The following is a 26,526-nucleotide window of genomic DNA, read 5'->3' on the forward strand; positions in this document are numbered from 1 at the left end:
GGCCCGCTACCGTAGTCGGCATGGGGGAGCCCCTCTCGGACGACGATGCGCGCATCCTCGCGCTCGAGTCCGACGCGGTCCGCGGGCACGCGCTCAAGCTGCTGGTGCTGGAGCCGGGTGCGGCGCTGGATCTCGAGGCCGTCCGCGCGGGTGTGCTCTCTCGCCTCGGCGGGTTTCCCCGCGCGCGGCAGCGAGTCGTGGGTCACGCCTCGCCGCAGTGGGAGGACACCGCGCTCGACATCGCCGCGCACGTACGGCAGTTTCCCGCCGCCGACCCCGGAGAACTCCGGGCGGTCGTGGGACGGCTCATGTCCGAACCGCTCGACCGCGCCCGTCCGCTGTGGACGATCGACCTCGTCGGGCCGCTCGCCGACGGTCGAGAGGCATTGGCCGTCCGCCTGCACCACGCGATGGCCGATGGGATCACGGCCGTCCGTTTCCTGGACGCGGTGGTCTTCGAACCGCACGACGATCCGGCGCACGAGGTCGGCATCCGCGATCCCGATTCTCGGCCCTCGCGATGGCGGGAGTGGGAACGGATGCCGCGCACCCTCGCGCGCGAACTGGGTCACCCGGGCTCACGGTCGCCGTTCGATCGACCGATCACGGCGCGGCGGGCACTGGCCTTCGCTGACGTGCCGCTGCGCGAGGCCCACGCGGTCGGCGCCGCCCGGACCGACCACGCGACCATCAACGACGTGCTGCTCGCGGTCGTCGGCGGGGCGGTGCGCCGCGTGCTCGTCGCGCGCGGGCACCTGCCGCACCTGAACGCCCAGGTTCCCGTGAGCCTGCACGAGGCGGGGGAGGATGCCGCGAGCGCGGGCAACCGGGACTCGTTCGTCGACGTCGACCTGTGTCTGCACGAAGCCGACGATGCGCGTCGTCTCGACCTGCTCAGCGCCCAGACCCGGGAGCGCAAGCGCGACAATGACGCGCGGTCGCTCGCCGACCTGTTCCACGCGCTCGCCGCGGCGGGGCCGTTCGGGGCGGCCGTGCGCGGCTTCGCCGACGGTCCGCGCGCGTTCGCGCTGTCGGTGTCGAACGTGCCGGGGCCGCGGGTCGCCGTCGCGGTGTCGGGTCGGCGCGTCACGCACGTCTACACGTCGTCCGAACCGGCCCCTCGGCACGCGCTCCGCGTCGCGGCGATCTCGAACGACCGGTGGCTGGGGGTCGGCTTCTGCGTCGACCCGACCGCGGTCCCGGGCGTGGAGGCGTTCGCCGACGCCGCGCACGACGCGTGGGAGGCACTGCGGGCCGACGCCGGTCGAGGACTATAGGCTCTCCGCCGGCACCGAGAACGTGTCGCACGCTTCGACGCCCCCCGCGCGCCCGGCGTCGAACCAGCGCTGGCGCTGCTCGCTCGATCCGTGCGTCCAGCTCTCGGGGTTCACGACCCCGCCGGACTCGGCCTGGATGTGGTCGTCGCCGACGGACGCCGCCGCCGCCAGCGCATCCGCGATCTGCTGCGCCGTGGGCGGCTCCAGGTAGGGCGTTCCGTTCTCATCCACCTGTTCTTCGGCGTCGGTGACCCAGGCGCCCGCGAAGCAGTCCGCCTGCAGCTCGGTTCGCACACCGTTGCTCGCGGGACCGGTGCCGTTGTTGGGGTACTGCTCCATCACTCCGATGAGGTTCTGCACGTGGTGGCCGTACTCGTGCGCGAGCACGTACAGCTGGGCGAGCGGACCCGCGGTGGTGTCGAACTGTTCGCGCAGGATCGCGAAGAAAGTCGGGTCGACGTACACCGTCTCCTCGGGTGGGCAGTAGAAGGGACCGGTGGCGTTGGACGCGGTGCCGCACTGCGTCGACGTCGACCCGTCGACGATGATGAGCTGCGGTTCGCGATACCCCTCGAGCGTCCTGCCCCAGAACTGGTCGAGGTTCAGCGACGCGGCCGCGAGCCGACAGTCGTCGCCGGCGTTGGCATCCTGGCCTGTCTCACAATTCGCGATGCGCTCCCCGCCGGTCTGCGGGGCGGCGCCCCCGCCGCCGAGGAGCCCGGTCAGGTCGGTCCCGGTGAAGAGGGAGATCAGCAGCACGGCGATCGCACCGATACCCACCGCGCCGCCACCGACGGCGGCTACCGTGCCACCCCGGCGTCGGGCGGAGTTCCCGCCCACGCGGGCGTTGTCGTTGAACGTCACGACCGCGACGGTAGCGCGCGGTGCCACGCCGGAAAGGGGGCTTGAAACCCGCGGGTCAGCCGGTCACGCCCCTGAGACGCCGACAGTCAGTCCAGGAACTCCCGCGCGGCGACGACGAGATTCTCGACCCCGCGGTCGATCGTCGGCTGCATGACCGGGGCGAAGAACGGCGAGTGGTTGGTCGGGATGTCTCGTTCGACCGTGCCGCCGGCCACGGCATCCGCGAACGTCTGAGGGTCCACACCGCCCCAGAACCAGAACACCAGCGGCGCCCCCGACTCCCGCGCGAACCACGAGACGTCCTCGCTCCCGGTGAACATGCCGGGATCGACGACGCCGGCCTCACCGAACGCCCGCCGGAAAGCGGCCGTCAGGCGGGATGTGGCATCCGGGTCGTTGATCGTGGGCGGCAGCGAATGATCGACGGAGATCGTCGGCGTCTGTTCGGCTCCGGATGCCTCGGCCTCGGCGCGGACGATCCGCTCGACCTTGCTCATCACGCGCGCGCGCGCCTCGTCGTCGGGGTAGCGAAGGCTGAGCTCGAGTTTCGCTTCGGCGGGGATGATGTTGTTCTTCAGGCCCGCGTGGATCGAGCCGACCGTCACGACGGCGACGTCGCGAGGGTCGACCTCCCGCGAGACCACGGTCTGCAGGCGCATGACCGTTGCGGCGGCCATGACGACCGGGTCGATTGTGGAGTGCGGGCGCGAGCCGTGGCCGCCGCGTCCGTGCAAGACGACCGTGAGCCCATCGGACGCGGCCATCTGCGTTCCCGGGCGCACCCCGATCGTGCCGGCCGGGAGTGGCGTGACGTGCTGGCCGAGGACGATATCGGGGCGCGGGTAGCGGTCGAGCACGCCGTCGGCGATCATCGCCTGCGATCCGGCGCCGTACTCCTCGGCGGGCTGGAACACCGCGACGACGGTACCCGACCATTCGCCGGTGGTGGCGACGAGGCGCTCGAGCGCACCGATGAGGGCGGTGACGTGCATATCGTGTCCGCACGCGTGCATCACGGGCACGGTGTTGCCCGCGGGGTCGGTGCCGCGGGCGGTGCTGGCGTACGGGAGGCCGGTCTGCTCCTGGACGGGCAGGCCGTCCATGTCGGCGCGCAGCCACACCACGGGCCCGGGGCCGTTGTCGATCTTGGTGACCACGCCGGTCCGGCCGACGCCCTCCTCGACCTCGAGCCCCAGGTCGGCGAGGTGGCGGGCGATGACGCCCGCGGTCCGCGTCTCCTGGAACGACAGCTCGGGATGCGTGTGCAGGTCGGTGTACAGGCTTTCGAGGTCGACACTCATGCCCCCGAGCCTATGCGCCCGCCCCTCCCTCGCGCCCTTGCGGCCACCCTCTTCCCTCGCGCCGTTCCTTCGCGCCCATGCGGGCCGCGCCCGCCTCCCCGGCCCGCTCGAGCCTTGAGTGTCCAGGACACGCGGATGCGGGGGTGTGGTGTCCGCGTGTTGTGGACGCTGAAGCTCCGGGCGCCCGGGGCGGGGGTGTGGCCGGGGCGGCTCGTTGCGTTGAGTGTCCAGGACACGCGGATGCGGGGGTGTGGTGTCCGCGTGTCGTGGACACTGAAGCTCCCGGTGCCGGTGCCGGTGCCGGTGCCGGTCCCGGTCCCGGTCCCGGTGCGGGTGCCGGTACCGGGGCGGGGGTGCGGCGGGGGTGCGGCCGGGGCGGCTCGTTGCGGTTGAGTGTCCAGGACACGCGGATGCGGGGGCGTGGCATCCGCGTGTTGTGGACACCGAAGCTCCCGCTTCCGGGACCCGGGTACCGGATGCCGGGGCGCCTGTCCAGCCGTCCCGTTGCGGCGGGCGCGGCGGGGAGGCTGGCCGCATGGCCACGACACATTTCGACTACCTCATCGTCGGCGGCGGCATGGTCGCCGACAGTGCTGCGCGCGGCATCCGCGAGCTCGACACGAGCGGGTCGATCGGCATCCTGAGCGACGATGTCGACGAGCCCTACACGCGTCCCGCGCTGAGCAAGAAGCTGTGGACCGACGACGAGTTCACCTGGGACAAGGTGCCGCTCGGCACCGCCGACGACACCGGCGCCGACATCCGGTTGCGCACACGTGCCACGGCCGTGCGCCCCGAGGCGCGAGAAGTGGATGCCGCCGGCGAGACGTTCTCGTACGGCAAGCTGCTGCTCGCGACCGGCGGACACCCCGTGCCCCTCCCCATCGACGACCGCAGCGGGGGCGCGCGCGCACTCACGTTCCGCACGGCCGAGGACTACCGGCACCTTCGCACCCTGTCCGAGGATGTCGTGCGCATCGCTGTCGTCGGCGGCGGCTACATCGGCTCCGAGCTCGCCGCCGCGCTCGTGCAGAACGGCGTCGACACCGTGCTGATCCACACCGGAGCGGTGCTCGGCGACGCGGTCTTCCCGCCCGCGCTGGCGGAGCGGTTCGAGAAGCTCTTCCGCGACGCCGGGGTCGAGATCGTCGCCGGCTCGAAGGTCGAGGCGGGAGAGGCGGATGCCGACGGCGTCCGGCTCGTGCTCGAGGGCGGTGACGAGGTGCGCGCCGACGCGGTCGTGAGCGGCCTCGGCATCGATGTCGCCACCGGCCTGGCCGAAGCCGCGGGGCTCGCCGTCGACGACGGGATCGTGGTGGACGCGCAGCTGCGCTCCTCGGCCGACGGCATCTGGGCCGCGGGCGACGTGGCCAGCTACCCCGACCGGCTGCTCGGACGGCGTCGCGTCGAGCACGTCGACAATTCCAACGAGATGGGGCGTGCCGTGGGACGGAACCTCGCCGGCGCCGGGGAGCCGTACACGCACACGCCGTACTACTACTCGGCGGTGTTCGGCATCCGGTACGAGGCCGTCGGAACGCTGGACTCGTCGCTGGACACCGTGGAGGACTGGATCGACGCCGACCACGGCGTCGTCTACTACCTCGACGACGATCGCGTCGTCGGCGTGCTGCTGTGGAACATCGAGAACGCCCGCGACGCCGCCCGGGCAGTGCTCGCGGAGGCCGATACCCTCACGCGCGCCGACCTGGTGGGCCGTATCCGCTGACGTCCAGGCGGCGGCACAACTCCGGTGGCACCGGGCCGCCGATCCGCACCCGCCGTCTCTCGCGCGCGGTGTGCCGGAGTTGTGCGGAGAGTGCGCGCGAGGCGGGTGTGACCGGGCGAGGCGGGGAGCCCGGGCGAGGTGCAGAGCTCCGGCGATTCGGCATCCCGGCGCGGATTCCGGCGGCAGGCGTGTGATGTGCAGGAGTTGTGCCGGGATGCCAGGGGCGCGGGCGAGGCGGGTGTGACCGCGCGAGGCGGGTACGGCCGGGCGAGGCGGGTGCGACCCGGCGAGGCGGGTGCGACCGGGCGAAGCGGGTGCGACCGGACGAGGCGGGGAGTCCGGGCGAGGCGGGGAGTCTGCGCGAGGCGGGTGCGACCGGACGAGGCGCAGAACTCCGGCGATTCGGCATCCAGGCGCCGATTCCGGCGGCAGGCGTGTGACCTGCAGGAGTTGTGCCGGAATGCCGGGGGCGCGGGTTGTGCCGGGATGCCAGGGGCGCGGGCGTCAGCCTCAGCCTGGCGCCGTCGCCGTCGACCCGCGCTCGAGCAATGCGAATGGCAGGGTGCCACGCCGTAGGGCCGGCGCTGCACCGTCGAGCTCGGCGAGGACGGCCTCGGCGGCGCGCTCGCCCTGGCAGCGGGCGAACTGGTCGACCGTGGTCAGGCCGAACCAGCGCCCCAGCTCGTTGCCGTCGACGCCGATGATCGAGATGTCGTCGGGCACGTGCAGCCCGGCCTCGCGCGCGGCCAGGATGGCGCCGATCGCCATCTCGTCCGACGCCGCGAAGATGGCGGTCGGGCGCTCGGTGCTGTCGAGCAGGTGCCGAGCGGCGGTCGACGCGCCCTCGATCGTGAAGTCCGCGTCGGCGAACAGCGGCCGTGCGCCCGCGGCATCCATCTGCTCGGCGAAGCCGCGTCGGCGCAGAGCGGGCACGGAGGACCCGGTCACCTCGGGGGAGCCGATGTGGGCGATGCGGCGGTGGCCGAGGTCGAGGAGGTGGCGCGTGGCGAGGCGTCCCACGGCGAGGTCGTCGACCGTGAGGGTCGTCAGGAGCGGGTTCGGGCCCGCGATCGCGACGATCGGCACGCCGAGCCCCCGCAGTGATGCGGCCTCGTCGGCGTCGAGCTCCGGCGCGATCGTGATGATCCCGTCGACGCGACGACGCCGGACGTTGTCGGAGAACACCCGCTGCCGTTCCTCGGCCGCCGCACTGACACCGTAGAGGGTGATGTCGAAGCCTCGGCGCACGAGTCCGTCCGAGATCCCCGCCAGCACGGTGCTGTAGAACCACCGGTCGAGGAACGGCACGATGACCCCGATCGCCCGCGCCCGTCCGGTGGCGAGGGCCGACGCGGCAGCCGAGACCACGTAGCCCAGCTCATCGGCGGCGGTCTGCACGCGCTGGCGGGTGACGGGCGAGACCGGACCTCGACCGCTCAGGGCCCGCGAGACCGTGGCCGTCGACACACCCGCCCGGCGGGCGACCTCGTCGATGCCGACCATGGTCTCGCGGATTCCGGATGCCACGGCTCAGGCCGTGGCGATCCAGACGGTCGTGTCGGTCGGCAGGCGATCGCCGTCGAGCGGGCCGCTCGCGACGAGCACTTCGCCGGCGGGGAGGTCGACGGGAGCGTCACCGAGGTTGGCGACCACGGCGATCGACCCGTTGCGGAATGCCACGACGTCGTCGCCGAAACCGTCGAGCCACTTCAGCGATCCCGCGCCGAGGCCGTGCGCGCGGCGCTCGGCGAGCAGCGAGCGGTACAGCGACAGGGTGGATGCCGGGTCGTCGCGCTGCACGTCGCGGGCGAGCTCCGCCCACTCGGCGGGCTGCGGCAACCAGGCGGCGCCGGTGTCGTTGAAGCCGTAGGCGGGGGCCTCGGCGGTCCACGGGATCGGGACGCGGCAGCCGTCGCGGCCGTAGCGCTCGCCCTCGGTGCGGAACCACGTCGGGTCCTGCCGGGCGTCGTCGGGGAGGTCGATGACCTCGGGCAGGCCGAGCTCCTCACCCTGGTAGAGGTAGGAGGAACCCGGCAGGGCGAGCATCAGGGAGGTCGCGGCCCGCGCGCGGCGCAGCCCCTTCACGGGGTCGGGCTGCCCGGGGGACTTCGGGCCGATACCCGCGCCCTGCGGGTTCTCCGCGGTCAGCGCGAGACGCGAGGCGTGCCGGACGACGTCGTGGTTCGACAGCACCCAGGTGCTCGGCGCGCCGACGGCCCCGTAGGCGATGAGCGATTCCTCGATCACGTCGCGCAGGGCCTCGGCATCCCACTTCGTCTCGAGGTACGCGAAGTTGAAGGCCTGGTGCATCTCGTCGGGGCGCACCCACAGCGCGGTCTGCGCGACGGTGGGCAACCACGCCTCGGCGCACAGGGCGCGGTCGCCGTCGTACTCGGCGAGCACCTCGTGCCACTCGCGCCACACGTCGTGGACACCGGGCTGGCCCCAGTACGGAACGCCGGCGGAGTCGCCGCCCATCGAACCGCCCTCGGGGTCGGGCGTGAAGTCGGGGAGACCCTCGGCCTTGATGAGGCCGTGGGCGACGTCGACGCGGAACCCGTCGACCCCGCGGTCCAGCCAGAAGCGCAGGATGTCGCGGAATTCCGCGCGCACCTCGGGGTTGGTCCAGTCGAAGTCGGGCTGCGACTCGTCGAAGATGTGCAGGTACCACTGCCCCGGGGTGCCGTCGGCCTCGGTGACCCGCTTCCACATGCCGCCGCCGAACACCGACTCCCAGTTGTTGGGCGGCAGCTCGCCGTTCTCGCCCTTCCCGTCACGGAAGATGTAGCGCCCCCGCTCCGGGCTGCCGGGAGCGGCCTCGAGCGCCTCCTGGAACCACACGTGCTGGTCACTGGAGTGGTTCGGCACCAGGTCGACGATCACCCGGATGCCACGCTCGTGCGCCCCGGCGAGCATCGCGTCGAAGTCGGCGAGCGTGCCGAAGATCGGGTCGACGTCGCGGTAGTCGGCGACGTCGTACCCCGCGTCCTTCTGCGGCGACCGCTGGAAGGGGCTCAGCCAGATGGCATCCACTCCCAGGTCTTTGAGGTCGTCGAGGTGCGCCGTGACGCCGGGCAGATCGCCCAGGCCGTCGCCCGAGGCGTCGGCGAAGGAGCGGGGGTAGATCTGGTAGATGACGGCCGTGCGCCACCACTCGGAACCCGGAGCGGACTCGAGTTCGGGACGCGTGTCCTGCTGCGTGAAAGTCATGCGGTCCAACCTACTGCAAGCGCTTGCATAGCGAGAAAGGGCGTCGACACGATCGCAGACTACCGGGGCTGCGTTTCCGCCGTGTCACGAGCCGGACCGCCCGAGGCGCGGCATGCCCGGGTCGCGGGCGTCGGCCCGGCGCATCGTGCCCGGGTCGCGCGGGCGTCGGCGCGGCGTATCGTGCCCGGGTCGCGCGGGCGTCGGCGCGGCGCATGGTGCTCGGGGCGCGCGCGTCGCCCCCTCCAATTTCGGTGTCCAAGACACGCGGATGCCGGACGCCGCCACCCGCGTGTTGTGGACACTGAAGCGCACGCTCGCGTTTTGCGGACGGGCGAGGGTGTCGGCCCGGCGGATCAGCCCAGGGCTGCGTGACTGCCGCGGCGCATGGTGCCCGTGTCGCGCGCGCGTCGGCCCCTCACTTCGGTGTCCAAGACACGCGGATGCCGGGCGCCGCCACCCGCGTGTTGTGGACACTGAAGCGCACGCTCGCGTTTTGCGGACGGGCGAGGGCGACGGGGGTGCGCCAGGGCGCGACCGGCGGGCGACGATTAGGCTGGGGCGGTGCCCGACGCTTCCGCTCTCGCCCGTGCCGAATCGCTGATCGGCAGCATTGCCGACTACCCCGAACCGGGGGTCGTGTTCCGCGACATCACACCGCTGCTGGCGGATGCCGAGGCCCTGCGCGCGACGATCGACGCGCTGCTCGAGCCCTTCGCGGGGCAGTTCGACGTCGTGGCCGGCATCGAGGCGCGCGGCTTCCTGCTCGCCGGAGCCGCAGCCGTGGCGGCCGGCGTTGGGCTCGTGCCGATCCGAAAGGCGGGCAAGCTCCCGCGGCCCGCGGCATCCGTTTCGTATGCACTCGAGTACGGCACCGCCGAGATCGAGATGCACGACGACATCGCCTCGGGTACCCGCGTGCTGCTGCTCGACGACGTCCTGGCCACGGGGGGCACGCTCGAAGCGGGACGCGCGCTCGTCGCCCGGCTCGGCGGTGAGGTCACCGGCACCGCGGTGCTGCTCGAGATCGACGCCCTCGGCGGCCGCGCCGTGTTGGGCGGCGACGTGCACACGGTCTTCCACGCCTGATTCTCGCGCCCGCGGCGCGTGCCGGTTCCTTCGGTGCTGCCGTGTGCGCGGGGTTTTGCGGCGTTGAGTGTCCAGGACACGCGGATGCCGTGTGCTGCCGTCGGCGTGTTGTGGACACTGGAGTGTCGGGGTCGGGTGCTGCGGGGTTGGGTGTCCAGGACACGCGGATGCCGTGTGCTGCCGTCCGCGTGTTTTGGACACTGAAGCCGCCGCCCCCACCGCCGCGCCCCACCGCCCCGGCCCCACCGCCGCGCCCCACCGCCCCGGCCCTACCGCACCGCGCCCCGGCGTCAGCGCAGTACCGACGCCCCGAGCTCGACGGGGCTGCCCTCGATGTTGCCGACGATGCCGCGGATGACGCCCGAGCCGTCCTCGCGGCGCAGGCCGTCGTACCAGGCCTGGGTCGCTTCGACGTCGAACGCGTGCGTCTCGTGTGCGCGCTTGCGGGCGCGGAGCACGAGGTCGCCCGCCCGCTCGGTGCGGATGCGCTCGTATCGCTTCAGCGAATCCTCGACGCCGAGCGTCGTCGTGGCGAACACGATGCCGAGGGCGAAGCTGTCCTCCAGCGCCGAGCACGCCCCCTGCCCGATGTCGGGGGCGGTGTTGTGCGCGGCGTCGCCGAGGATCGCCACGCGTCCACGGACCCACGTGTCGAAGGGGTCGATGTCCCAGATCTCGACGCGGTTGAGTGAAACGTCGGGGTCGATGGCATCCAGGAGCGCCCGCACGCCCGGGGCGCCCCACGACCCGAAGGCCTCTTCGAGGGCGGCCATGCGGTCCTCGAGCACGCCCGAGGGCCCCGGCACGTCGACGAAGAAGTAGAAGCGGTCGCCGGCGACGGGCATGACGGCGCAGCGCTTGCCGTCGCCGACGAACGTGGTCCACTGGTGCGGCGGGCCGATGCGGGGATCCGCCCGGACGAGGCCGTTGAAGTTCACGTACCCGGAGTACACGCGCTCGGGGCGGATGCCAGTGGGCTCGGTGACGTAGTCCCGCACGAGCGAGCGCGCCCCGTCGGCGCCGATGAGCAGGTCGGCGGTGTCGGTCGTGCCGTCGGCGAACGTCGCGGTCACGGTGGTGCCGTCGTCGGCGACCTCGACGAGTTGCATCCCGAGGTGGATGCGGCCTGTGCCGACGGCATCCATCATCAGCGCCTGCAGGTCGGCGCGGGCGACGGGGTAGGGCCGCTGCCCGGTCTGGGAGGTGACGGATGCCAGGCTGAACCGGCACATCTCGTCGCCGGTGTGGCCGTCGTAGTAGGCCATGTCGTCCATCTGGCCGCCGAGGGCGGCGACCTGCGGCCCGAGGCCGAGCCAGTTCAGCACCTTCACGCCGTTGGACCACAGTGACAACGCCGCGCCCACGGGACGGTTCTCGCGCATGCGGTCGTAGATCACGACATCGTGCCCGAGCTTCTGCAGGGCGAGGGCGGCGGAGGTTCCTCCGACGCCGGCCCCGATGACGATGACCTTCACGGGTCCTCCTCAGCTGCCGCGGTAGGTGGAGTAGGCGAAGGGGCTGAGCAGCAGCGGCACGTGCAGGTGCTCCTCGCCGGACGCGGTGAACGCCACGGTCGCGACGGGGTGGAACGACGTCACGCCCCGCGTGCGGAAGTACGCGCCGGTGCCGAACGTCAGGGCGTAGTCGCCGTCGGCGAGGCGGTCGGGGCCGAGCGCGAGGCGGCCGTCCGCGTCGGTCACGGCGGAGTCGATGGTGGCGCCATCGAGGTGCGCGAGCGTCACCGCGATCCCGGCCGCGGGCGTGCCGGTCGCGGCATCCAGCACATGGGTGGTGAGGTGCGTCATTCGGTGCCCTCCGGGTCGTCGGTCATCGTGCCGCGCAGGCGAAGCAGCGCGATCTCGGCGAGTTGTCGCGTCGCTTCGAGGGTCTCGGCGTCGGGGGTGTTGCGAAGGCGTCGCTCGAGTTCGGAACGGATCTCACCCGGTGTGCGTCCGGCCGCCCGGATGAGGAAGACGCGACCGAAACGCTTCTCGTACGCCGCGTTGCCCGCGGCGATCGCGGCGACGTCGTCGTCGGCCGCGGTGGTCATCGCGGCTTGTTCGCGACGGGATGCCGCGGCCTCGGCGTTGTCCCCCGACACCGTCGCCCCGATGCGGGGGTGGGCGTGCAGTGCTCGCTCGAGATCGGCGGGAGACCAGGTCGCGGCGAGGTTCTCGGCGTAGGCGGCGAGGGCGTCGACGTCGGCGTAGGGGCGGCCGGCGACGACGGCGTCGACCCACCCGGGGATGTCGGCCCAGACGCGGACCACCTCCGCCGCGGGGGCGGGCGGGGCCGCGTTGAAGGCGGTGAGGTGCATGCGGGCAACGCTAGGGCCGCCGCGTTACGGGGCTGTGGCGCGATGTGTCCGCGATGTTGCTGTGGGGAACATTTCGGTAGCGGCCGACCGTCTCTGCGGGCACGACGAAGCGGTGCCGCGGGGCGGGGCCGGAGCGCGCGCCGTGGGTGTGGCCGAAACCGGGAGTCTCAGCCGTGGACGATCAGCCAGTGCGCCACGGCGTCCACCCCGCCGGTGTTGTGCAGGCGGTGGGGGACCGAGCAGGGGTAGCTGATGGCGTCGCCGGCACGCAGGATCACGCGCTCGGCCTCGAAGTCGATGGTCAGCTCGCCTGAGACGACCGTGCCGACCTCGTATCCCTCGTGGTGGAACAATCCGTCGGCGCCGTGGGCCGCGGTCCCGGGCGGGTAGATCGACTCGAAGTAGTCGACGCCGGGAGAGGTGCCGGGTGTCAGCCGCCGGAACGATACGCCGCTGTCGAGCACGATGTCGGGCGCCTGACCGGCGCGCTGCAGGGTGAAGCCCGAGGGGCCGGCGGGTTCGATGGGACGGTCGGATGCCGGGTCGAACGCGGCCACCAGGGGAACGCCGAGGGCGTCGGTGATGGCGATGAGCCGGGACACGCTCGGCTGCATCACGCCGCGCTCGATCTGTGACACGGCGCTGGGGGAGATGCCGAGGGTCGCGGCCAGTGAACGGGCCGAGATCCCCCGCGCCGTGCGCAGGGATCGAATGCGCTCGCCCACGCCTCCGGCGGAGACCGTGTTCTCGTCCACGGTGGTCGGCTGCGTCATGCCCTGAGTCTAGAAGTGGCCGCGGTGTGAAGGAGCGACTTCACATACCCGTTACATGAGCGAAATCGAGCGCGTCGTGTGAACCCATAGCTTCACTTGCAAGCCCCACTCCGGCCGCGGACTCCACGTCGTGGCATCCCCCGCCCTGAGAGGAAAGACATGACCACCACAACGCGCACCGGCCCCCACGACCTCGTGGAGGCGGCCGGCCACCCCCACGGGGGCGGCAACATGCAACCGCACTACGACGACCGGCTCGCCAACGAAGACCTCGCGCCGCTGCGCAAGCAGAAGTGGTCCTCGTACAACATCTTCGCGTTCTGGATGAGCGACGTGCACTCGGTCGGCGGCTACATCACCGCCGGCTCGCTGTTCGCCCTGGGCCTGCAGTCCTGGCAGGTGCTGGTGGCGCTGATCGCCGGAATCGTCATCGTGCAGGTGTTCGCCAACATGGTCGCCAAGCCGAGCCAGAAGACCGGTGTGCCCTACCCGGTGATCAACCGCGTCGTGTTCGGCATCCGGGGCGCGAACATTCCCGCGATCATCCGCGGCCTTATCGCGATCGCCTGGTACGGCGTGCAGACGTTCCTCGCAGCGGAGTCGCTGAACATCGTCTTCCTGAAGTTCATCCCCGGCTCCGCGGCCCTGCTCGAGGTCTCGTTCGCGGGACTGTCGGCGCTCGGTTGGATCTCGTACGCGATCCTGTGGACCGCGCAGTTCCTGCTGTTCTGGAACGGCATGGAGGTCATCCGCCGATTCATCGACTGGGCGGGCCCCGCGGTGTACCTCGTGATGATCGTGCTCGCCGTGTACCTCGTGTCGCAGGCCGGCATCCAGAACATCTCGTTCACCCTGTCGACGACGCAGCTGGACTTCTGGGCTTCCATCCCGGTGATGTTCGCCGCCATCGCGCTCGTGGTCTCGTACTTCTCGGGTCCGATGCTCAACTTCGGCGACTTCGCCCGGTACGGCAAGAGCTTCGCGGCGGTCAAGCGCGGCAACTTCTGGGGCCTGCCGCTCAACTTCCTGTTCTTCTCGCTGTTGACGGTCATCACCGCCTCGGCCACGGTGCCGGTGTTCGGCGAACTGATCACCGATCCGATCGCCACCGTCGAGCGCATCGACACCCCGTTCGCGATCCTCCTCGGGGGCCTCACGTTCGTGACCGCCACGGTCGGCATCAACATCGTCGCCAACTTCATCTCCCCGGCGTTCGACTTCTCCAACGTCGCCCCGAAGAAGATCTCGTGGCGGGCGGGTGGCATGATCGCCGCCGTGGGGTCGACCTTCCTCATGCCGTGGAACTGGTACTCCAACAGCGACGCCATCCACTACTCGCTCGGCGTGCTGGGCGCCCTCATCGGCCCCCTCTTCGGCATCCTGATCGCCGGGTACTACATCGCCGCCCGTCAGCGCGTGAAGGTCGATGCGATGATCACGATGGACGCCCAGGGTCCCTACTGGTACCGCAACGGCTTCAACCCCAATTCCGTGAAGGCCGTCATCGCGGCGGGCGTGCCGACCGTGGGGATCGCCGTCTTCCCGAAGCTGTTCGCAGATCTGGGGATCTTCGACATCTCCGCCATCAGCGACTACAGCTGGTTCATCGGGTGCGGCCTGGGGTACGTACTGTTCCTCCTCTTCGAGCGGCTCGACCCGCGCATCCCCACCTTCGACGGCGAGACCGAGGGCATCTCGGACGGCGCCGTCGACGGGGCCGCGACCACGGCGGCATCCGAGCCGCCCGCCATCTCCGCGGAGATCCCCGTGGATGCCAGGCGCTCGGCGTCGACCGCCGCGGCGTCGGGAACGGGCACGACCGCGTGAGGATCCTGCTCATCAACCCCAACACCTCCCGGGCGATGACCGTGAAGATCGCGGACGCCGCCCGGGGGGTCGCGGGGCCTGACGTCGAGATCGCCGCGGTGTGCCCCGAGGTCGGAGCGGCGGCGATCGAGAGCCACGTCGATGAGGTCGCCGCCGCGGCCGCGGTGGTGGAGCTCGTCGCGGCCGACCGTGACGGCGCGGCCCCCGCCGACGCCTACGTCGTCGCGTGCTTCGGTGACCCGGGGCTCGACGCGGCGCGCGAGCTCGTCACCGTTCCGGTGGTCGGCATCGCCGAGGCGGCGATGCACCTGGCCGCCGTCTCGGGGCGGCACTTCGGCGTCGTCACGACCCTGAGTCGCACCCTCGGTCGCGCCCGCGATCTCGTGAGTCGATACGGCATGGAGCGGGCGTGCGTGTCGCTGGCGGCGACGGGCATCCCCGTGCTGGATCTCGAGGACACCGGCTCGGCCGCCGTCGCGACGATCGAGCGGTTCGCGGCCGAGGCCGTTTCCGGGGGTGCGGACGTGGTCGTCCTGGGATGCGCGGGCATGGCCGACCTCTGTGCCGAGCTGACGTCCCGCGTCGGCGTGCCCGTCGTCGACGGGGTCGCGGCGGCGGTGGGCCTGGCATCCGGGATGGTGCGCATGGGCCTCGGGACGAGCAAGCGCGACGAGTACGCGGCGCCCCCGGCGCGGGGCGTGACCGGCTTCCGTCCGGGGCGCGAATTTCCGTTTGGGGCGGGGAATTCCTTGCCCCAACTGGACGACCGCGCGCCGAACCCGGGGGAAGCACCGGACCTCGCGCCCGCCGACCCCGCCTCCACAGCGGGAGTGTTCGCATGAATGTTGATGACGGTTACATCGGCGAAACGCGGGGCCTCTAGCGTGAGCGGCATGAGCACGAGGATCGCGGCCCGCCGCACGTTCGTCGACGGCCGCTTCATCCCCGCTACAGTCGTCATCGATGAGGGGCGCATCGCGGCCGTCACGGTGTTCGACCCGATGGCCGACACGGTGCTGCCCGACGACGCCGTGCTGCTGCCGGGCCTCGTCGACTCGCACGTGCACCTCGACGAGCCGGGCCGCACCGAATGGGAGGGCTTCGCCACGGGCACCGCCGCGGCGGCAGCCGGGGGAGTGACGACCGTCGTCGACATGCCCCTGAACAGCTCACCCGTGACCACGACCCCCGAGGCACTGGATGCCAAGCGCGCCGCCGCCGCGGGCAAGCTCGCGGTCGACGTCGCCTACTGGGGAGGAGCCGTCCCGGAGAACCTCGGATCGCTGCGCGCGCTGGTGGATGCCGGGGTCGTCGGGGTGAAGTGCTTCCTCGCGCCGAGCGGCATCGACGAGTTCGGGCACCTCGACGCCGCGCAGCTGGAGGAATGCCTCGCCGAGCTCGCGATGTTCGACGGGTTGCTCATCGTGCACGCGGAGGACCCGGCGCACCTGCACGCCGACGGCGCTCTCGGCCCGCGATACGCCGACTTCGAGGCCAGTCGCCCGCCCGTCAGCGAGCGCGCGGCGATCCGTCGTGTGATCGACGCGGCCCGCCGCACCGGGGCCCGGGCGCACATCGTGCACGTGTCCGACGGCGAAGCGCTGGACGACGTCCGGGCCGCGAAGGCCGAGGGCGTGCGCCTGACCGTCGAGACCTGCCCGCACTACCTCACCCTCGACGCCGCCGATGTGCCCGACGGCGACGCGGCGTTCAAGTGCTGCCCGCCCATTCGCGGGGCCGCGAACCGCGACCTGCTGTGGGCCGGAGTGGTCGACGGCACGATCGACGCGATCGTCAGCGACCATTCGCCCGCGACCGTCGAGCTGAAGTCCAACCCCGACTTCGGCCTGGCGTGGGGCGGGATCGCGGGCCTCCAGACCGGTCTGTCGTCGGTGCACACCGCGGCGCGGGGGCGTGGCATCCGGCTCGAAGACCTGCTGCCGCTTCTGACCACGGGCCCCGCGCGCATCGCCGGGCTCGCGGGGCTCGGCGTCATCGCGGCGGGCGCCCCCGCGCACCTCGTGGCGTTCGCCCCCGACGGGGAGTTCGTCGTGGATGCCACGGCCCTCGAATACCGCAACCCGGTCTCGCCGTGGCACGGGCAGACGCTCACCGGTGTCGTGCGCGAGACGTGGCTCCGCGGGGAGTCGGTGTTCCGGCGCGGCGAGCCGGTGACGCTCCGTTCGGGGCGCGAGCTGGTCGACACGTCCGAGGCGGTCCAGGCATGAGCGGCGCGGACCTCCCCGGCAGTGGACCGGCGGTCCCCGTCCTGCAGCCCGGGGTCGGCGCGATCCCGGGTGACCATTACCTCCGCGCGACGCCCGAGACCGTCCTGTGGGGACGCCTCCCGTGCGCCGTCGACGCGGCGGTGCTCGAGATCGGCTCGGGCGAGAGCGTCACCTTCGACACCGTGAGTCACGAAGGCATCCTCGACGACCAGGGCAAAGACCCGCGCGCCTACTTCACGTCGCACGGTGTGCCGTCGGAGCACATCCTCGACGACGCGATCGAGATCGCGGCATCCGTCGCCCGCGACCCGTTCGCCGACGGCCCGCACGTCGTCGTCGGGCCGGTGCGCGTGCGCGGTGCGCACCCCGGCGATCTGCTCAAGATCACCGTCGAGACGCTCGCGCCGCGCGTACCGTACGGCGTGATCTCGAACCGCCACGGCAAGGGGGCGCTGGTGGGTGAGCTGCCCCGCGGAGAACACAACGTCAGCGTGTTCGCCGCCGTCGCAGAGCGCGACGGTGTGCTGCACGGGACCCTCCCGGTCACGGAGGGCGGCGAGCCCGCGGTGGCGTTCCCGCTCTCGCCGTTCCTCGGGACGATGGGGGTCGCCGTCGCGGGCGACGAACGCCCGCACTCCGTCCCGCCCGGAACCCACGGCGGCAACATCGACATCAACCTGCTCGTCGAGGGGACGACGCTGTTCCTCCCCGTTCAGGTCGAGGGCGCGCTCGCGTACGTCGGCGACCCGCACTTCGCCCAGGGCGACGGCGAGGTCGCGCTGACCGCGCTCGAGGCGTCACTTCGGGCGACTCTCCGTTTCGAAGTCATACCCGCGGATGCCGCCCGCACGGCGTTCGGCGAGGTGACGGGCCCCCTCGTCCGCACGCCCGAGTATCTCGTGCCGACGGGGATGGACCCCGACCTGGATGCCGCGATGCGCGCGTGCGTCCGCTCAGCGCTGTCGCTCCTCGGCGCGCGCTGGGGCATGGACGAACACCTCGCCTACGCCTACCTCAGCGCCGCGACCGACTTCGACATCTCGCAGGTCGTCGACATCGTGTCCGGCGTCCACGCCCGCATCCGCGAGGCGGACTTCGCCGGGGTCCCCTCGGTGGAGCCGCAGCCCCTGGCATCCGCCACCGCTCCTCTCGATGGGGACGTCGCGTGAGCCGCCCGGTCGCTGTGCGCCCCGGTTCGGTGTCCAAGACACGCGGACGGTGGGGCGTGGCATCCGCGTGTTGTGGACACTCAACGCGGGGCGTGGCGCTTGCGGTGCCCGGTGTGTGCGACGTGGGTGGTGTGGTGCGCGCGGGTGGTGTGGCGGGTTCGGGTGGTGTGGCGGGTTCGGTGTCCAGGACACGCGGACAGTGCCGTGCGGCATCCGCGTGTTGTGGACACTCAACGCGGGGTGTGGCGCTTGCGGTGCCCGGTGTGTGCGACGTGGGTGGTGTGGTGCGCGCGGGTGGTGTGGCGGGTTCGGTGTCCAAGACACGCGGACGGTGGGGCGTGGCATCCGCGTGTTGTGGACACTGGGCGGCGGGTGTGGCGCGCGTGGAGGTGCGCGCGGGTGGTGTGGCGGGTTCGGTGTCCAAGACACGCGGACGGCGGCTCGTGGCATCCGCGTGTTCTGGACACTCAATACTCGATGACGCGCCGGAACGGGGTCGACAGTGATGGATGCCACGATCCCGGCCGACCTGCGTGCGGCGTTCGAGGCGTACGAGGCGGCGATCGTCGCGAACGACCTCGACGCGCTCGACGCGTTCTTCGCGCCCGGCCCGGACACGCTGCGCGGTGACACCGGGGGGCTGCTCGTCGGGCACGACGCGATCAGTGGGTTCCGTGCGTTGCGTGGCGGTGTTCCTCCGCGGGAGATCGCCGAGCTGCACTATCGTCCGCTCGTCCGTGCCGGCAACGCCGTGGCATCCACCGCGCCCGCCGAGGCCGTGACGGCCACCCCCACTCCCGCCGCCGCCGCCCCCGCCACCCCCACTCCCGCCGCCGCCGCGCCCGCCGCCGCCAACACCCCCGTCACCACCACCGCACCGAGCGTCGACGGGGACGTCGCACTGCTCGTGTCGGTCTCGGCGTTCCGCGGCGGAGGTCGGGGGCTTCAGACGCAGGTGTGGCAGCGCACGGGCGGGCGATGGCTCATCACCGCGGCGCATGTGACGCCGCGCACGCCTGCCCTCGATCGCACGATCTGGCGCAGCGTGGGCGATCCCTTCCTGCAGGGTGCGTGGGAGGGCCCGCTCGAGGGGCTCACCGTCGCCGTGAAGGACCTGTTCGCGATCGCGGGTTTCCGCGTGGGCGCCGGCAACCCGACGTTCCTCGAAGAGGCCCGTCCCGAGAAGGTCACCGCCCCCGCCGTCGTCGACCTGCTGCGTGCGGGAGCGTCGCTGCGCGGCATCGCCCGCACCGACGAGTTCGCGTACTCGATCGCGGGCGACAACGTGCACTACGGCACGCCTCCCAACGGGGCGGTCGTGGGTGCCCTGCCCGGCGGGTCGTCGAGTGGACCGGCCTCCGCCGTCGCCCTCGGCCACGCCGACATCGGACTCGCCACCGACACGGCGGGGTCGATCCGCGTGCCGGCGTCGTACCAGGGCCTGTGGGGTCTGCGGACGACGCACGACCTCGTCCCGCGGCAGGGCATGCTCCCGCTCGCGCAGTCGTTCGACACGATCGGGTGGCTCACCCGTGACGGCGACACGCTCCAGCGCGTGGCCGACTGGTGCCTCAGCTACGACGGGTCCGCGTCGACCGAGAACGTGTACGGCGCCGCCGGCCGCGACCTCCCCTGGCGGTTCGTCGTGCCCGAGGAGATCCTCGAGTGCGTCGAGCCCGCGACCCGCGCGGCCTTCTCACGCATGCTGGCCGCGCTCGCGGCATCCGACGATCCGCCCCCGCTACGTGCCGTGCACGCGGGAGACCTGGATGCCACCTTCACGGCGTTCCGCACCGTTCAGGGCGCCGAGGCGTGGCGCAACAACGGCGAGTGGCTGCGCGCGCACCCCTGGGCGGTGGGGCCGGCGGTCGCGGAACGTTTCCGCATCGCGTCCCAGATCACCGCCGCGGAGGAGGCTGCCGCCCGCCGCGATCTGGAGGCGATCGCGGCCGACCTGGCGGAGCTCGTCGACGGTGCCGTCCTGATCTTCCCCACCGTGCCCGGTCCGGCGCCGCTGCGAACGGCCGACGTGGATGCCGTCCGCGCCGCGACCCTGCGCATGACCGCCCCCGCAGCCGCGGCGGGGTTCCCCGCGGTGTCGGTGCCGGTGCTGACCGTCGCCGGCGCACCGGTGGGCGTGTGCCTCGTCTCGCGCGCCGGGACCGACATCGCGCTGGTCCGGCTCGCGCGGCGGCTCGCCGACCTCGTAGGGGCAGGAGCGGGCCGATGAGCGGCGCTGCACAACTCCTGCAAAGTCGTGGCTTCTCGGCATCCCGTGCCGGGAGAGCCGGGGATGCCGGAGTTATGCGCCCCTCCGCCCCCGCCGCCGCCGTCCCCGCCGCCTCCGCTTCGGCCGACGTCCCCGGCGTCGCCGTTCCGGCCGCCGCCTCTGCCCCCGCCCCGGCCGCCGCGGCCTCCGCCCCCACCCCCGACACCCGCCCCCGCACCACGGAGTCCCGATGACCCACCTCCCCGGCCCGATCGACCCGCCCGCGCGTCTGCTGATGGGCCCCGGCCCCATTTCGGCGTATCCGAGCGTGCTGCGCGCCATGGGCGCCCCGCTCGTCGGGCAGTACGACCCGTTCATGACGGCGACGATGACCGAGACGCAGGAGCTGTACCGCCAGGTCTGGCGCACACGGAACGACGCGACACTTCTCATCGACGGCACGAGCCGCGCCGGCATCGAGGCGGCCATCCTCTCCCTCGTGCGTCCGGGGCAGCGCGTATTGGTACCGATCTTCGGCCGCTTCGGCCACCTGTTGAAAGAGATCGCCGAGCGCGCGCTCGCCGAGGTCCACACGATCGATGTGCCGTGGGGAGAGGTGTTCCCCGTGTCGATGATCCGCGAAGCGATCGAGCGGATGAAGCCGCACCTCGTCGCGTGCGTGCAGGGCGACACGTCCACCACGATGCTGCAGCCCCTCGAGGAGATCGGGGAGATCTGCCGCGCCCACGGCGCCCTGTTCTACACCGACGCGACGGCCTCGCTCGGGGGCAACCCGTTCGAGATGGATGCCTGGGGCCTGGATGCCGCGACCGCGGGTCTGCAGAAGTGCCTCGGTGGCCCCTCCGGCTCGGCGCCGATCAGCCTGTCCGACCGCGCCGTCGAGGTGGTGCGGTCGCGCGCCCGGGTCGAGGCGGGGATCCGGGAGGAGGGGGATGCCGAGGCATCCGATTTCATCCGCTCGAACTACTTCGACCTGGCGATGATCCTGGACTATTGGGGTCCGCGGCGTCTGAACCACCACACCGAGGCGACGACGATGCTCTACGGCGCGCGGGAGTGCGCGCGCGTGCTGCTGCTCGAGGGACGCGACGAGGTCATCGCGCGGCACCGGCTGCACGGTGACGCGATGCTGGCGGGCGTCGAGGGCCTGGGGCTGCGGGTCTTCGGCGATGTCGCGCACAAGATGACCAACGTGGTGGCGGTGGAGATTCCGGACGGCGTCGTCGGCGACGCGGTGCGCGCGGAACTGCTGGACGACTTCGGCATCGAGATCGGCACGTCGTTCGGTCCCCTGCACGGGCGCGTGTGGCGCATCGGAACGATGGGCTACAACGCCCGGAAGGACGCGGTGCTCACCACGCTCGCCGCGCTCGAAACGGTACTGCGGCGCCACGGCGCCTCCGTCGCCGCGGGCGGGGGCGTCGAGGCCGCGCAGGGTGTGTACGGGGCCGCCACGCCGGCCGGGGCCGCCGGATGACGACCCGCCTGCAGGTCGCGCCCGAGCGCATCGCCTCCGCGGCGCGGCGCGTGATGGCTCGGTGCGAGGAGCTCGCACGCGTGACCGCCACCCCAGGGACGATCGAGCGCGTGTACCTCTCGCCCGAGCACGCCCGGGTGAACCGCCTCGCCGCCGAGTGGATGCGCGAACTCGGCATGACGACGCGCCAGGACGCGGCCGGCAACCAGGTCGGACGGCTCGCGCCCGCCGGAGAGCCCGATGCCCCGGCCCTTCTGATGGGGTCGCATCTCGACACGGTTCCGGATGCCGGGCGCTTCGACGGCATCGTGGGCGTGCTGATGGCGCTCGAGGTCGTGCGGCTCATCCGGCGCGTCGACGATGAGGGCGTGGCATCCAGCCCCCTCCCGTTCGCGCTCGAAGTCATCGCCTTCTCGGACGAGGAGGGCACGCGATTCGGCAAGGCGCTGCTCGGTTCGTCTGCCGTGGCCGGGCAGTGGGACCCGTCGTGGTGGGATCTCACGGATGCCGACGGCACGACGCTGCGCGAGGCGTTCCGCGAGTTCGGTCTCGATCCGGGCCGCATCGGCGAGGCGGCCCGGAGACCGGAATCGCTCGTCGCCTACCTGGAGGCGCACATCGAGCAGGGCCCCGAGCTGGACCGGGCGGGGCTGCCGCTGGCGGCGGTGTCGTCGATCGCGTCGGCGCGGCGGTTCCAGCTCGTCGTCGAGGGCGAGGCCCGGCACGCGGGCGGAACGCCGTACGACATGCGCCGCGACGCGCTGCTCGGCGCGAGCGAGGCGGCGCTCGCGGTGGAGCGCATCTGCCGCGCCGAGCACCACATCATCGGCACGGTGGGTCAGCTCGAGGCGTTTCCCGGCGCGGTCAACGTCGTGCCCGGCGAGGCGCACTTCTCGCTCGACCTGCGCGGCGAGTTCGACGACACACGCGATCGCACATGGACGGCGATCTCGGCAGAGCTGGATGCCATCATGGGCCGCCGCGGCCTGCGCTGGCGCGCCCGTGAGGTGCACTCCGCGCCCGCGGTGTTCTGCGCACCGCTCCTGCAGGACGTGGTGCGTGCGGGGATCGGCGGCGAAGCACCGACCCTGTTCAGTCGCGCCGGCCACGACGCGATGGCGATCGGCGCGATCGCCGGGGTGGGGATGCTGTTCCTTCGCAACCCCGACGGGATCAGCCACCACCCCGACGAGGCCGTCTCGGGCGCCGACGTCGCGGCCGGGATCCGGGCGCTCGCCGAGGCGGTGCTGCACGTGGGGTCCGAGCGGCGCTGACGGAGGCGGTCCACGGATCGCCGGGTGGCACACGACGCCCCGACCCGCGTTCGACAGAATCGACGCATGACCGAAGCCCCTGGCATCCTGCACCTGCTCGCCTTTGCGGCCGAACCGGGCGGCGGCAATCCGGCCGGTGTGGTTCTGGATGCCACCGCGCTCGTCGAGGCCGACATGCGGCGGATCGCGACCGACCTGGGGTACCCCGAGACCGCGTACGTCGTCGCGCGGCACGGGCGTCGCCTGCGCGTGCGCTACTTCTCACCCGAGGCCGAGGTGCCGTTCTGCGGACACGCGACGATCGCGACGGCGGTCGCGCTCGCCGAAGCCGAGGGGCCCGGTGAGCTTGTGTTCGAGACGGTCGCCGGCGACGTCGCGGTGTCGGCGGTCGACGACGACGGTCGCGTCACCGCGGGCTTCACCAGCGTCGAGCCGGCCGTTCGCGACTTTCCCGACGCGGCGCCGTTGCTCGCGCTGCTGGGGCTCGGGGCCGACGACCTCGACCCGCGGATGCCGCTCGCGGAGGCCTTCGCCGGCAACTGGCATCCGGTGGTCGCCGTGCGGTCGCTCGACGTGTTCGACGGTTTCGGGTTCGATCCGGTCGCGATGCGGGCCCTGATGAGGGAGCGCGGATGGCCGGGCACGGTCACGGTGGTCCACGTTCCCGGCGCGGTCGCGGACGGAGCGGTCGCCGAGGTGCGCAACCTCTTCCCCGTCGGCGACATCACCGAAGACCCCGCCACCGGTTCCGCGGCGGCGGCCCTGGGCGCCTACCTGCGCGAGCGCGCGGGGCTCGCCGCGCCCTTCCACGTCACCGTGCGGCAGGGGCGGCACATCGGCCGGCCGAGCATCCTCGAGGTCGATGTTCCGAAGGCCGGCGGCATCCGGGTCTCGGGGACGGCGGTCCCGCTGGCGCGCTGATGTTGATGTCCCACTTTGTGCAGGTTTGCGCCGGCGCAATTGCACAAAGTGGGACACGGCCTCGGCGAGGGCGGCGGCCTCACTCCCCGCCGGCCAACCTCCACACACGGTCGCGCGAGAAGGGCAGCTCGTAGCCGCGGCGGCCCAGGGCCCGCGACACGGCGTTGCCGATCGCCGCACCCACGGGGTTGTACGGCGACTCGCTCATCGACTTCGCGCCGAAAGGGCCGAGCGTGTCGTCGGTCTCGGCGAAGTACACCTCGGTGTCGGGCACGTCGGCGAACTGCGGCACGCGGTAGGTGCGGAACACCGGGTTCTGCACCACCCCGTCCTCGAGCATGACTTCCTCGTAAAGCGCGCCGCCCAGGGCCTGCGCGGCGCCGCCCTCGATCTGCCCGCGGCACTGCGCCGGGTTGATGACGACGCCGGCGTCGGCGGTCTGGATCGACTGCAGCACCTTCACCGTTCCCGTCTCCGGATCGACGGCCACCCGCACGGCGTGCACGTTGAAGGCGAGTGACCGGAGATCGCCGAACTCGGCGCCGTCCGCGGTCAGACCGTGATCGTCGCGCATCGTCGCGGGCGCGGCATCCACGATCCGCTCCCACGGAACGAGTTCGCCGGCGACCGAGACCCCGGATGCCACGACTTCGGCGTCCGTGGCCTCCGCCCCCGTCAACGACACGGCGATGTCGATCATGCGTCGGCGCAGCACCGTGCACGCGGCGTGCAGGGCTTTGCCCGCGACCGTTGTGCCCGCCGAGGCGAACGCTCCGGTGTCATGGCGGACGGCGTCGGTGTCGGCCGCCCACAGCTCCAGGCGCTCGGGATCCGCGTCCAGGACCGTCGCCGCGATCTGCCGGTGCACGGTCGAGGTGCCGTTGCCGAACTCGGCCGTGCCCACGCGCAGCAGATAGGTGCCGTCGCGGCGAAGGGTGGCGGTGGTGTGCGCGATGTGTCCGCGGGGGGCCATCGTGGCGATCATCGCCGCGGCCATGCCCTCGCCGACCGCCCACCCGTCGGGGGCGTCGACGCCGTTGCCGCGCCGCAGTGCGTCCTGAGCGAGATCGAGGCATTGGTCGAGACCGTAACTGCCCCAGATCAGATCCTCCTCGTACTTGTCGTCGTCGGGTTGCAGGGGGTCGCCCTCCCGCACCGCGTTGATCCGGCGCAGGTCGAACGGGTCGATGCCCAGCTCTTCCGACAGCGCGTCCATCGCCGATTCGACCGCGAACACCACCTGCCCCAACCCGTAGCCGCGGAACGCGCCCGACGGAGGGTTGTTCGTGTAGACCGCCTCGGCGTCGATCCACTTCACGGGCACGCGGTACAGCGTCGTCGACTCGGCGCACGAGTGGAACAGCACCCCGATCGCGTGGTTGCCGTACGCGCCGGTGTCGCTGAGCACGTCGAGCTTCATCGCGGTGAGGCGGCCGTCGGCATCCGCCCCCAGCGTGGTGCGTACGCGCATCGGATGCCGCAGCGACGCGCGCACGAACTGGTCGGTGCGCGAGAACTCGTAGGCCACGGGGCGGCCGAGCTTCAGCACCGCCAGCGCCGTGAGGTCTTCGGTGAAGAGCTCTTGCTTGCCGCCGAATCCGCCGCCGACCCGGTTCGCGAACACGCGGATGCGGTCGCGCTCCAGGCCGAAGACGTGCGCGAGCTCGTTACGGGCGAGGAAGGGCACCTGGGTCGACGAGCGGATGACGAGCCGCCCGTCCTCGTCGAGCCAGCCGACCGACCCGTGCGTTTCGAGGGCCGCGTGCGTGACCCGCGACGAGCGCCACTCCCCGGTGACGGTCACGTGACTCGCGGCCAGGGCCGCGTCGATGTCGCCGCCGTGACCGGTGTGAAAGCCGGCCACGACGTTGCGCCCGGCCTCCATGACCCGCTCGTCGGGCGTGCGGTCGGGGTGCAGCAGCGGCGCTCCGGGGCGACGCGCCTCGTCGGGATCGAAGACGGCGGGCAGCACGTCGTACTCGACGCGGACCGCGCGGCAGCCGGCGTCCGCCGCCTCGGCCGTCTCGGCGACCACCGCGGCCACGCGCTGTCCGACGTGCCGCACGACGTCGTCGAGCATGCGCGTGTCGTCGGGGTCGTCGGTGCGGTGCTCGTGCCGGCCGGTCGAGTACCGCACGTCGGGGACGTCGGCGTGGGTGAAGACGGCGACGACCCCGGGGAGGGCCAGGGCGGCCGAGGTGTCGATCGAGGTGATGCGCGCGTGGGCGTGGGGCGAGGTCACGACGCGCAGCACGAGCGCGGGGCCGCCGGGCACGGGCTCGTCGAACGTGAACGGCTCGCGGCCCTGGACGATGCGTTGCGCGGCCTCGGGCACGACCGATGTCCCCACGCGGCCGTCGCCGGTCCCCGTCTCGCGGACCGGCCCCAGCACGGACGCGCGGATGGCCTCGCGGATCGGGCGATACCCCGTGCACCGGCACAGGTTGCCCTTCATGCGGCGGTCCAGGTCGTCCAGGTCGCTCGCGCACAGCGTCGACGCCGTGACGCTCATGCCCGGGGTGCAGAACCCACACTGGAACCCGAATCCGGATGCCAGTGCCTCCTGCACCGGGTGCAGCTCGTCGCCGGGGGCGAGCCCGGCGGCGGTCGTGATGGAACGCCCCTCCAGGCGCATCGCCGGGACGATGCACGAGTGCGTGGGCTCACCGTCGATGAGCACGGAGCATGCGCCGCAGTCGCCCGCGTCGCATCCCTTCTTGACCTCGACGTGCCCGGTCTCGCGCAGCAGCGTGCGCGCGCATTGGCCGGGCCGCGGGTCGGCCTCGACGGCAGACCCGTTGACCTCGAACTTCACTCGGTGCCCTCCCGCCGGCTCCCGCCGG

Annotated in this window: 21 protein-coding genes; 12 read left to right on the top strand and 9 right to left on the bottom strand. The window is 72.3% G+C overall.

Annotated elements, in window-relative coordinates; genetic code table 11:
- Nucleotides 1-20 precede the first annotated feature (20 nt).
- Nucleotides 21-1,277 (top strand): wax ester/triacylglycerol synthase domain-containing protein, encoded by a 1,257-nt coding sequence (locus P5G46_RS09600; protein ID WP_408905566.1) that lies wholly within the window; start codon nucleotides 21-23, stop codon nucleotides 1,275-1,277.
- On the opposite strand, the gene ypfJ is transcribed toward P5G46_RS09600, so the two are convergent.
- Both ypfJ and P5G46_RS09610 read right to left on the bottom strand, forming a co-directional pair.
- The gene (ypfJ, locus tag P5G46_RS09605) at nucleotides 1,272-2,141 is read right to left on the bottom strand and encodes a KPN_02809 family neutral zinc metallopeptidase (RefSeq protein ID WP_375094940.1); all 870 of its coding nucleotides are present in this window, start codon (nucleotides 2,139-2,141) and stop codon (nucleotides 1,272-1,274) included. The genes P5G46_RS09600 and ypfJ overlap by 6 nt on opposite strands.
- An 86-nt stretch (nucleotides 2,142-2,227) precedes the next feature.
- A complete protein-coding gene (locus P5G46_RS09610) occupies nucleotides 2,228-3,442 on the bottom strand; it encodes an amidohydrolase (protein WP_408905568.1) in 1,215 nt (404 codons plus the stop codon).
- Between the two features lie 535 nt (nucleotides 3,443-3,977).
- On the opposite strand from P5G46_RS09610, the gene P5G46_RS09615 reads away from it, so the two are divergent.
- Entirely contained in the window at nucleotides 3,978-5,171 is a 1,194-nt protein-coding gene (locus P5G46_RS09615) for an NAD(P)/FAD-dependent oxidoreductase (protein ID WP_408905569.1), read from the top strand.
- A 510-nt stretch (nucleotides 5,172-5,681) separates the two neighbouring features.
- On the opposite strand, the gene P5G46_RS09620 is transcribed toward P5G46_RS09615, so the two are convergent.
- On the bottom strand, nucleotides 5,682-6,674 hold the full coding sequence (locus P5G46_RS09620; protein ID WP_408905627.1) for a LacI family DNA-binding transcriptional regulator: 993 nt from the start codon (nucleotides 6,672-6,674) through the stop codon (nucleotides 5,682-5,684).
- Between the two features lie 27 nt (nucleotides 6,675-6,701).
- On the bottom strand, nucleotides 6,702-8,381 hold the full coding sequence (locus P5G46_RS09625) for a glycoside hydrolase family 13 protein (protein WP_408905570.1): 1,680 nt from the start codon (nucleotides 8,379-8,381) through the stop codon (nucleotides 6,702-6,704).
- 561 nt (nucleotides 8,382-8,942) lie between these two features.
- On the opposite strand from P5G46_RS09625, the gene P5G46_RS09630 reads away from it, so the two are divergent.
- On the top strand, nucleotides 8,943-9,467 hold the full coding sequence (locus tag P5G46_RS09630; RefSeq protein WP_239279187.1) for an adenine phosphoribosyltransferase: 525 nt from the start codon (nucleotides 8,943-8,945) through the stop codon (nucleotides 9,465-9,467).
- 290 nt (nucleotides 9,468-9,757) lie between these two features.
- Here the strand turns inward: P5G46_RS09630 and hpxO are convergent, their stop codons facing one another.
- From hpxO to P5G46_RS09650, 4 genes are all read right to left on the bottom strand, one after another.
- The gene (gene hpxO / locus P5G46_RS09635) at nucleotides 9,758-10,942 is read right to left on the bottom strand and encodes an FAD-dependent urate hydroxylase HpxO (RefSeq protein WP_239278906.1); all 1,185 of its coding nucleotides are present in this window, start codon (nucleotides 10,940-10,942) and stop codon (nucleotides 9,758-9,760) included.
- Nucleotides 10,943-10,951: 9 nt separating this feature from the next.
- Nucleotides 10,952-11,272: a hydroxyisourate hydrolase gene (uraH, locus tag P5G46_RS09640; protein ID WP_239278935.1), complete on the bottom strand. Its 321-nt coding sequence runs from the start codon at nucleotides 11,270-11,272 to the stop codon at nucleotides 10,952-10,954.
- Entirely contained in the window at nucleotides 11,269-11,784 is a 516-nt protein-coding gene (uraD, locus tag P5G46_RS09645) for a 2-oxo-4-hydroxy-4-carboxy-5-ureidoimidazoline decarboxylase (RefSeq protein WP_239278947.1), read from the bottom strand. Before uraD ends, uraH begins: the two co-directional genes overlap by 4 nt.
- A gap of 167 nt (nucleotides 11,785-11,951) precedes the next feature.
- Nucleotides 11,952-12,557 (bottom strand): helix-turn-helix domain-containing protein, encoded by a 606-nt coding sequence (locus P5G46_RS09650; protein WP_239278949.1) that lies wholly within the window; start codon nucleotides 12,555-12,557, stop codon nucleotides 11,952-11,954.
- A gap of 159 nt (nucleotides 12,558-12,716) precedes the next feature.
- Here P5G46_RS09650 and P5G46_RS09655 point away from each other — a divergent pair, with 159 nt between their 5' ends.
- The 9 genes from P5G46_RS09655 (at nucleotide 12,717) to P5G46_RS09695 (ending at nucleotide 23,683) form a co-directional block, all read left to right on the top strand.
- Nucleotides 12,717-14,384, top strand: a complete 1,668-nt coding sequence (locus tag P5G46_RS09655; RefSeq protein WP_408905571.1) for an NCS1 family nucleobase:cation symporter-1 — start codon at nucleotides 12,717-12,719, stop codon at nucleotides 14,382-14,384.
- Complete coding sequence (locus tag P5G46_RS09660) at nucleotides 14,381-15,226, top strand: aspartate/glutamate racemase family protein (RefSeq protein ID WP_408905572.1); 846 nt, start codon at nucleotides 14,381-14,383, stop codon at nucleotides 15,224-15,226. Before P5G46_RS09655 ends, P5G46_RS09660 begins: the two co-directional genes overlap by 4 nt.
- 51 nt (nucleotides 15,227-15,277) lie before the next feature.
- The gene (gene allB / locus P5G46_RS09665; protein ID WP_408905573.1) at nucleotides 15,278-16,612 is read left to right on the top strand and encodes an allantoinase AllB; all 1,335 of its coding nucleotides are present in this window, start codon (nucleotides 15,278-15,280) and stop codon (nucleotides 16,610-16,612) included.
- Nucleotides 16,609-17,781 carry an acetamidase/formamidase family protein gene (locus P5G46_RS09670; RefSeq protein ID WP_408905574.1) on the top strand — a complete coding sequence of 391 codons (1,173 nt, stop codon included), beginning with the start codon at nucleotides 16,609-16,611 and terminating at the stop codon, nucleotides 17,779-17,781. The genes allB and P5G46_RS09670 overlap by 4 nt, the downstream gene beginning before the upstream one ends.
- A 505-nt stretch (nucleotides 17,782-18,286) precedes the next feature.
- A complete protein-coding gene (locus P5G46_RS09675; RefSeq protein WP_408905628.1) occupies nucleotides 18,287-20,011 on the top strand; it encodes an AtzH-like domain-containing protein in 1,725 nt (574 codons plus the stop codon).
- Between the two features lie 74 nt (nucleotides 20,012-20,085).
- Nucleotides 20,086-20,244 carry a hypothetical protein gene (locus P5G46_RS09680; protein WP_408905575.1) on the top strand — a complete coding sequence of 53 codons (159 nt, stop codon included), beginning with the start codon at nucleotides 20,086-20,088 and terminating at the stop codon, nucleotides 20,242-20,244.
- Nucleotides 20,241-21,488 (top strand): pyridoxal-phosphate-dependent aminotransferase family protein, encoded by a 1,248-nt coding sequence (locus P5G46_RS09685; RefSeq protein ID WP_408905576.1) that lies wholly within the window; start codon nucleotides 20,241-20,243, stop codon nucleotides 21,486-21,488. The genes P5G46_RS09680 and P5G46_RS09685 overlap by 4 nt, the downstream gene beginning before the upstream one ends.
- Nucleotides 21,485-22,762 carry an allantoate amidohydrolase gene (locus P5G46_RS09690; protein WP_275438552.1) on the top strand — a complete coding sequence of 426 codons (1,278 nt, stop codon included), beginning with the start codon at nucleotides 21,485-21,487 and terminating at the stop codon, nucleotides 22,760-22,762. Before P5G46_RS09685 ends, P5G46_RS09690 begins: the two co-directional genes overlap by 4 nt.
- A 66-nt stretch (nucleotides 22,763-22,828) precedes the next feature.
- Nucleotides 22,829-23,683 (top strand): PhzF family phenazine biosynthesis protein, encoded by an 855-nt coding sequence (locus P5G46_RS09695; protein ID WP_408905577.1) that lies wholly within the window; start codon nucleotides 22,829-22,831, stop codon nucleotides 23,681-23,683.
- A gap of 79 nt (nucleotides 23,684-23,762) precedes the next feature.
- Here P5G46_RS09695 and P5G46_RS09700 read toward each other — a convergent pair whose 3' ends face one another.
- Nucleotides 23,763-26,498: a molybdopterin-dependent oxidoreductase gene (locus P5G46_RS09700; RefSeq protein ID WP_408905578.1), complete on the bottom strand. Its 2,736-nt coding sequence runs from the start codon at nucleotides 26,496-26,498 to the stop codon at nucleotides 23,763-23,765.
- Nucleotides 26,499-26,526 lie beyond the last annotated feature (28 nt).

It is taken from the genome of Microbacterium mcarthurae (assembly GCF_046064585.1).
Taxonomy (GTDB): Bacteria; Actinomycetota; Actinomycetes; order Actinomycetales; family Microbacteriaceae; genus Microbacterium; species Microbacterium mcarthurae.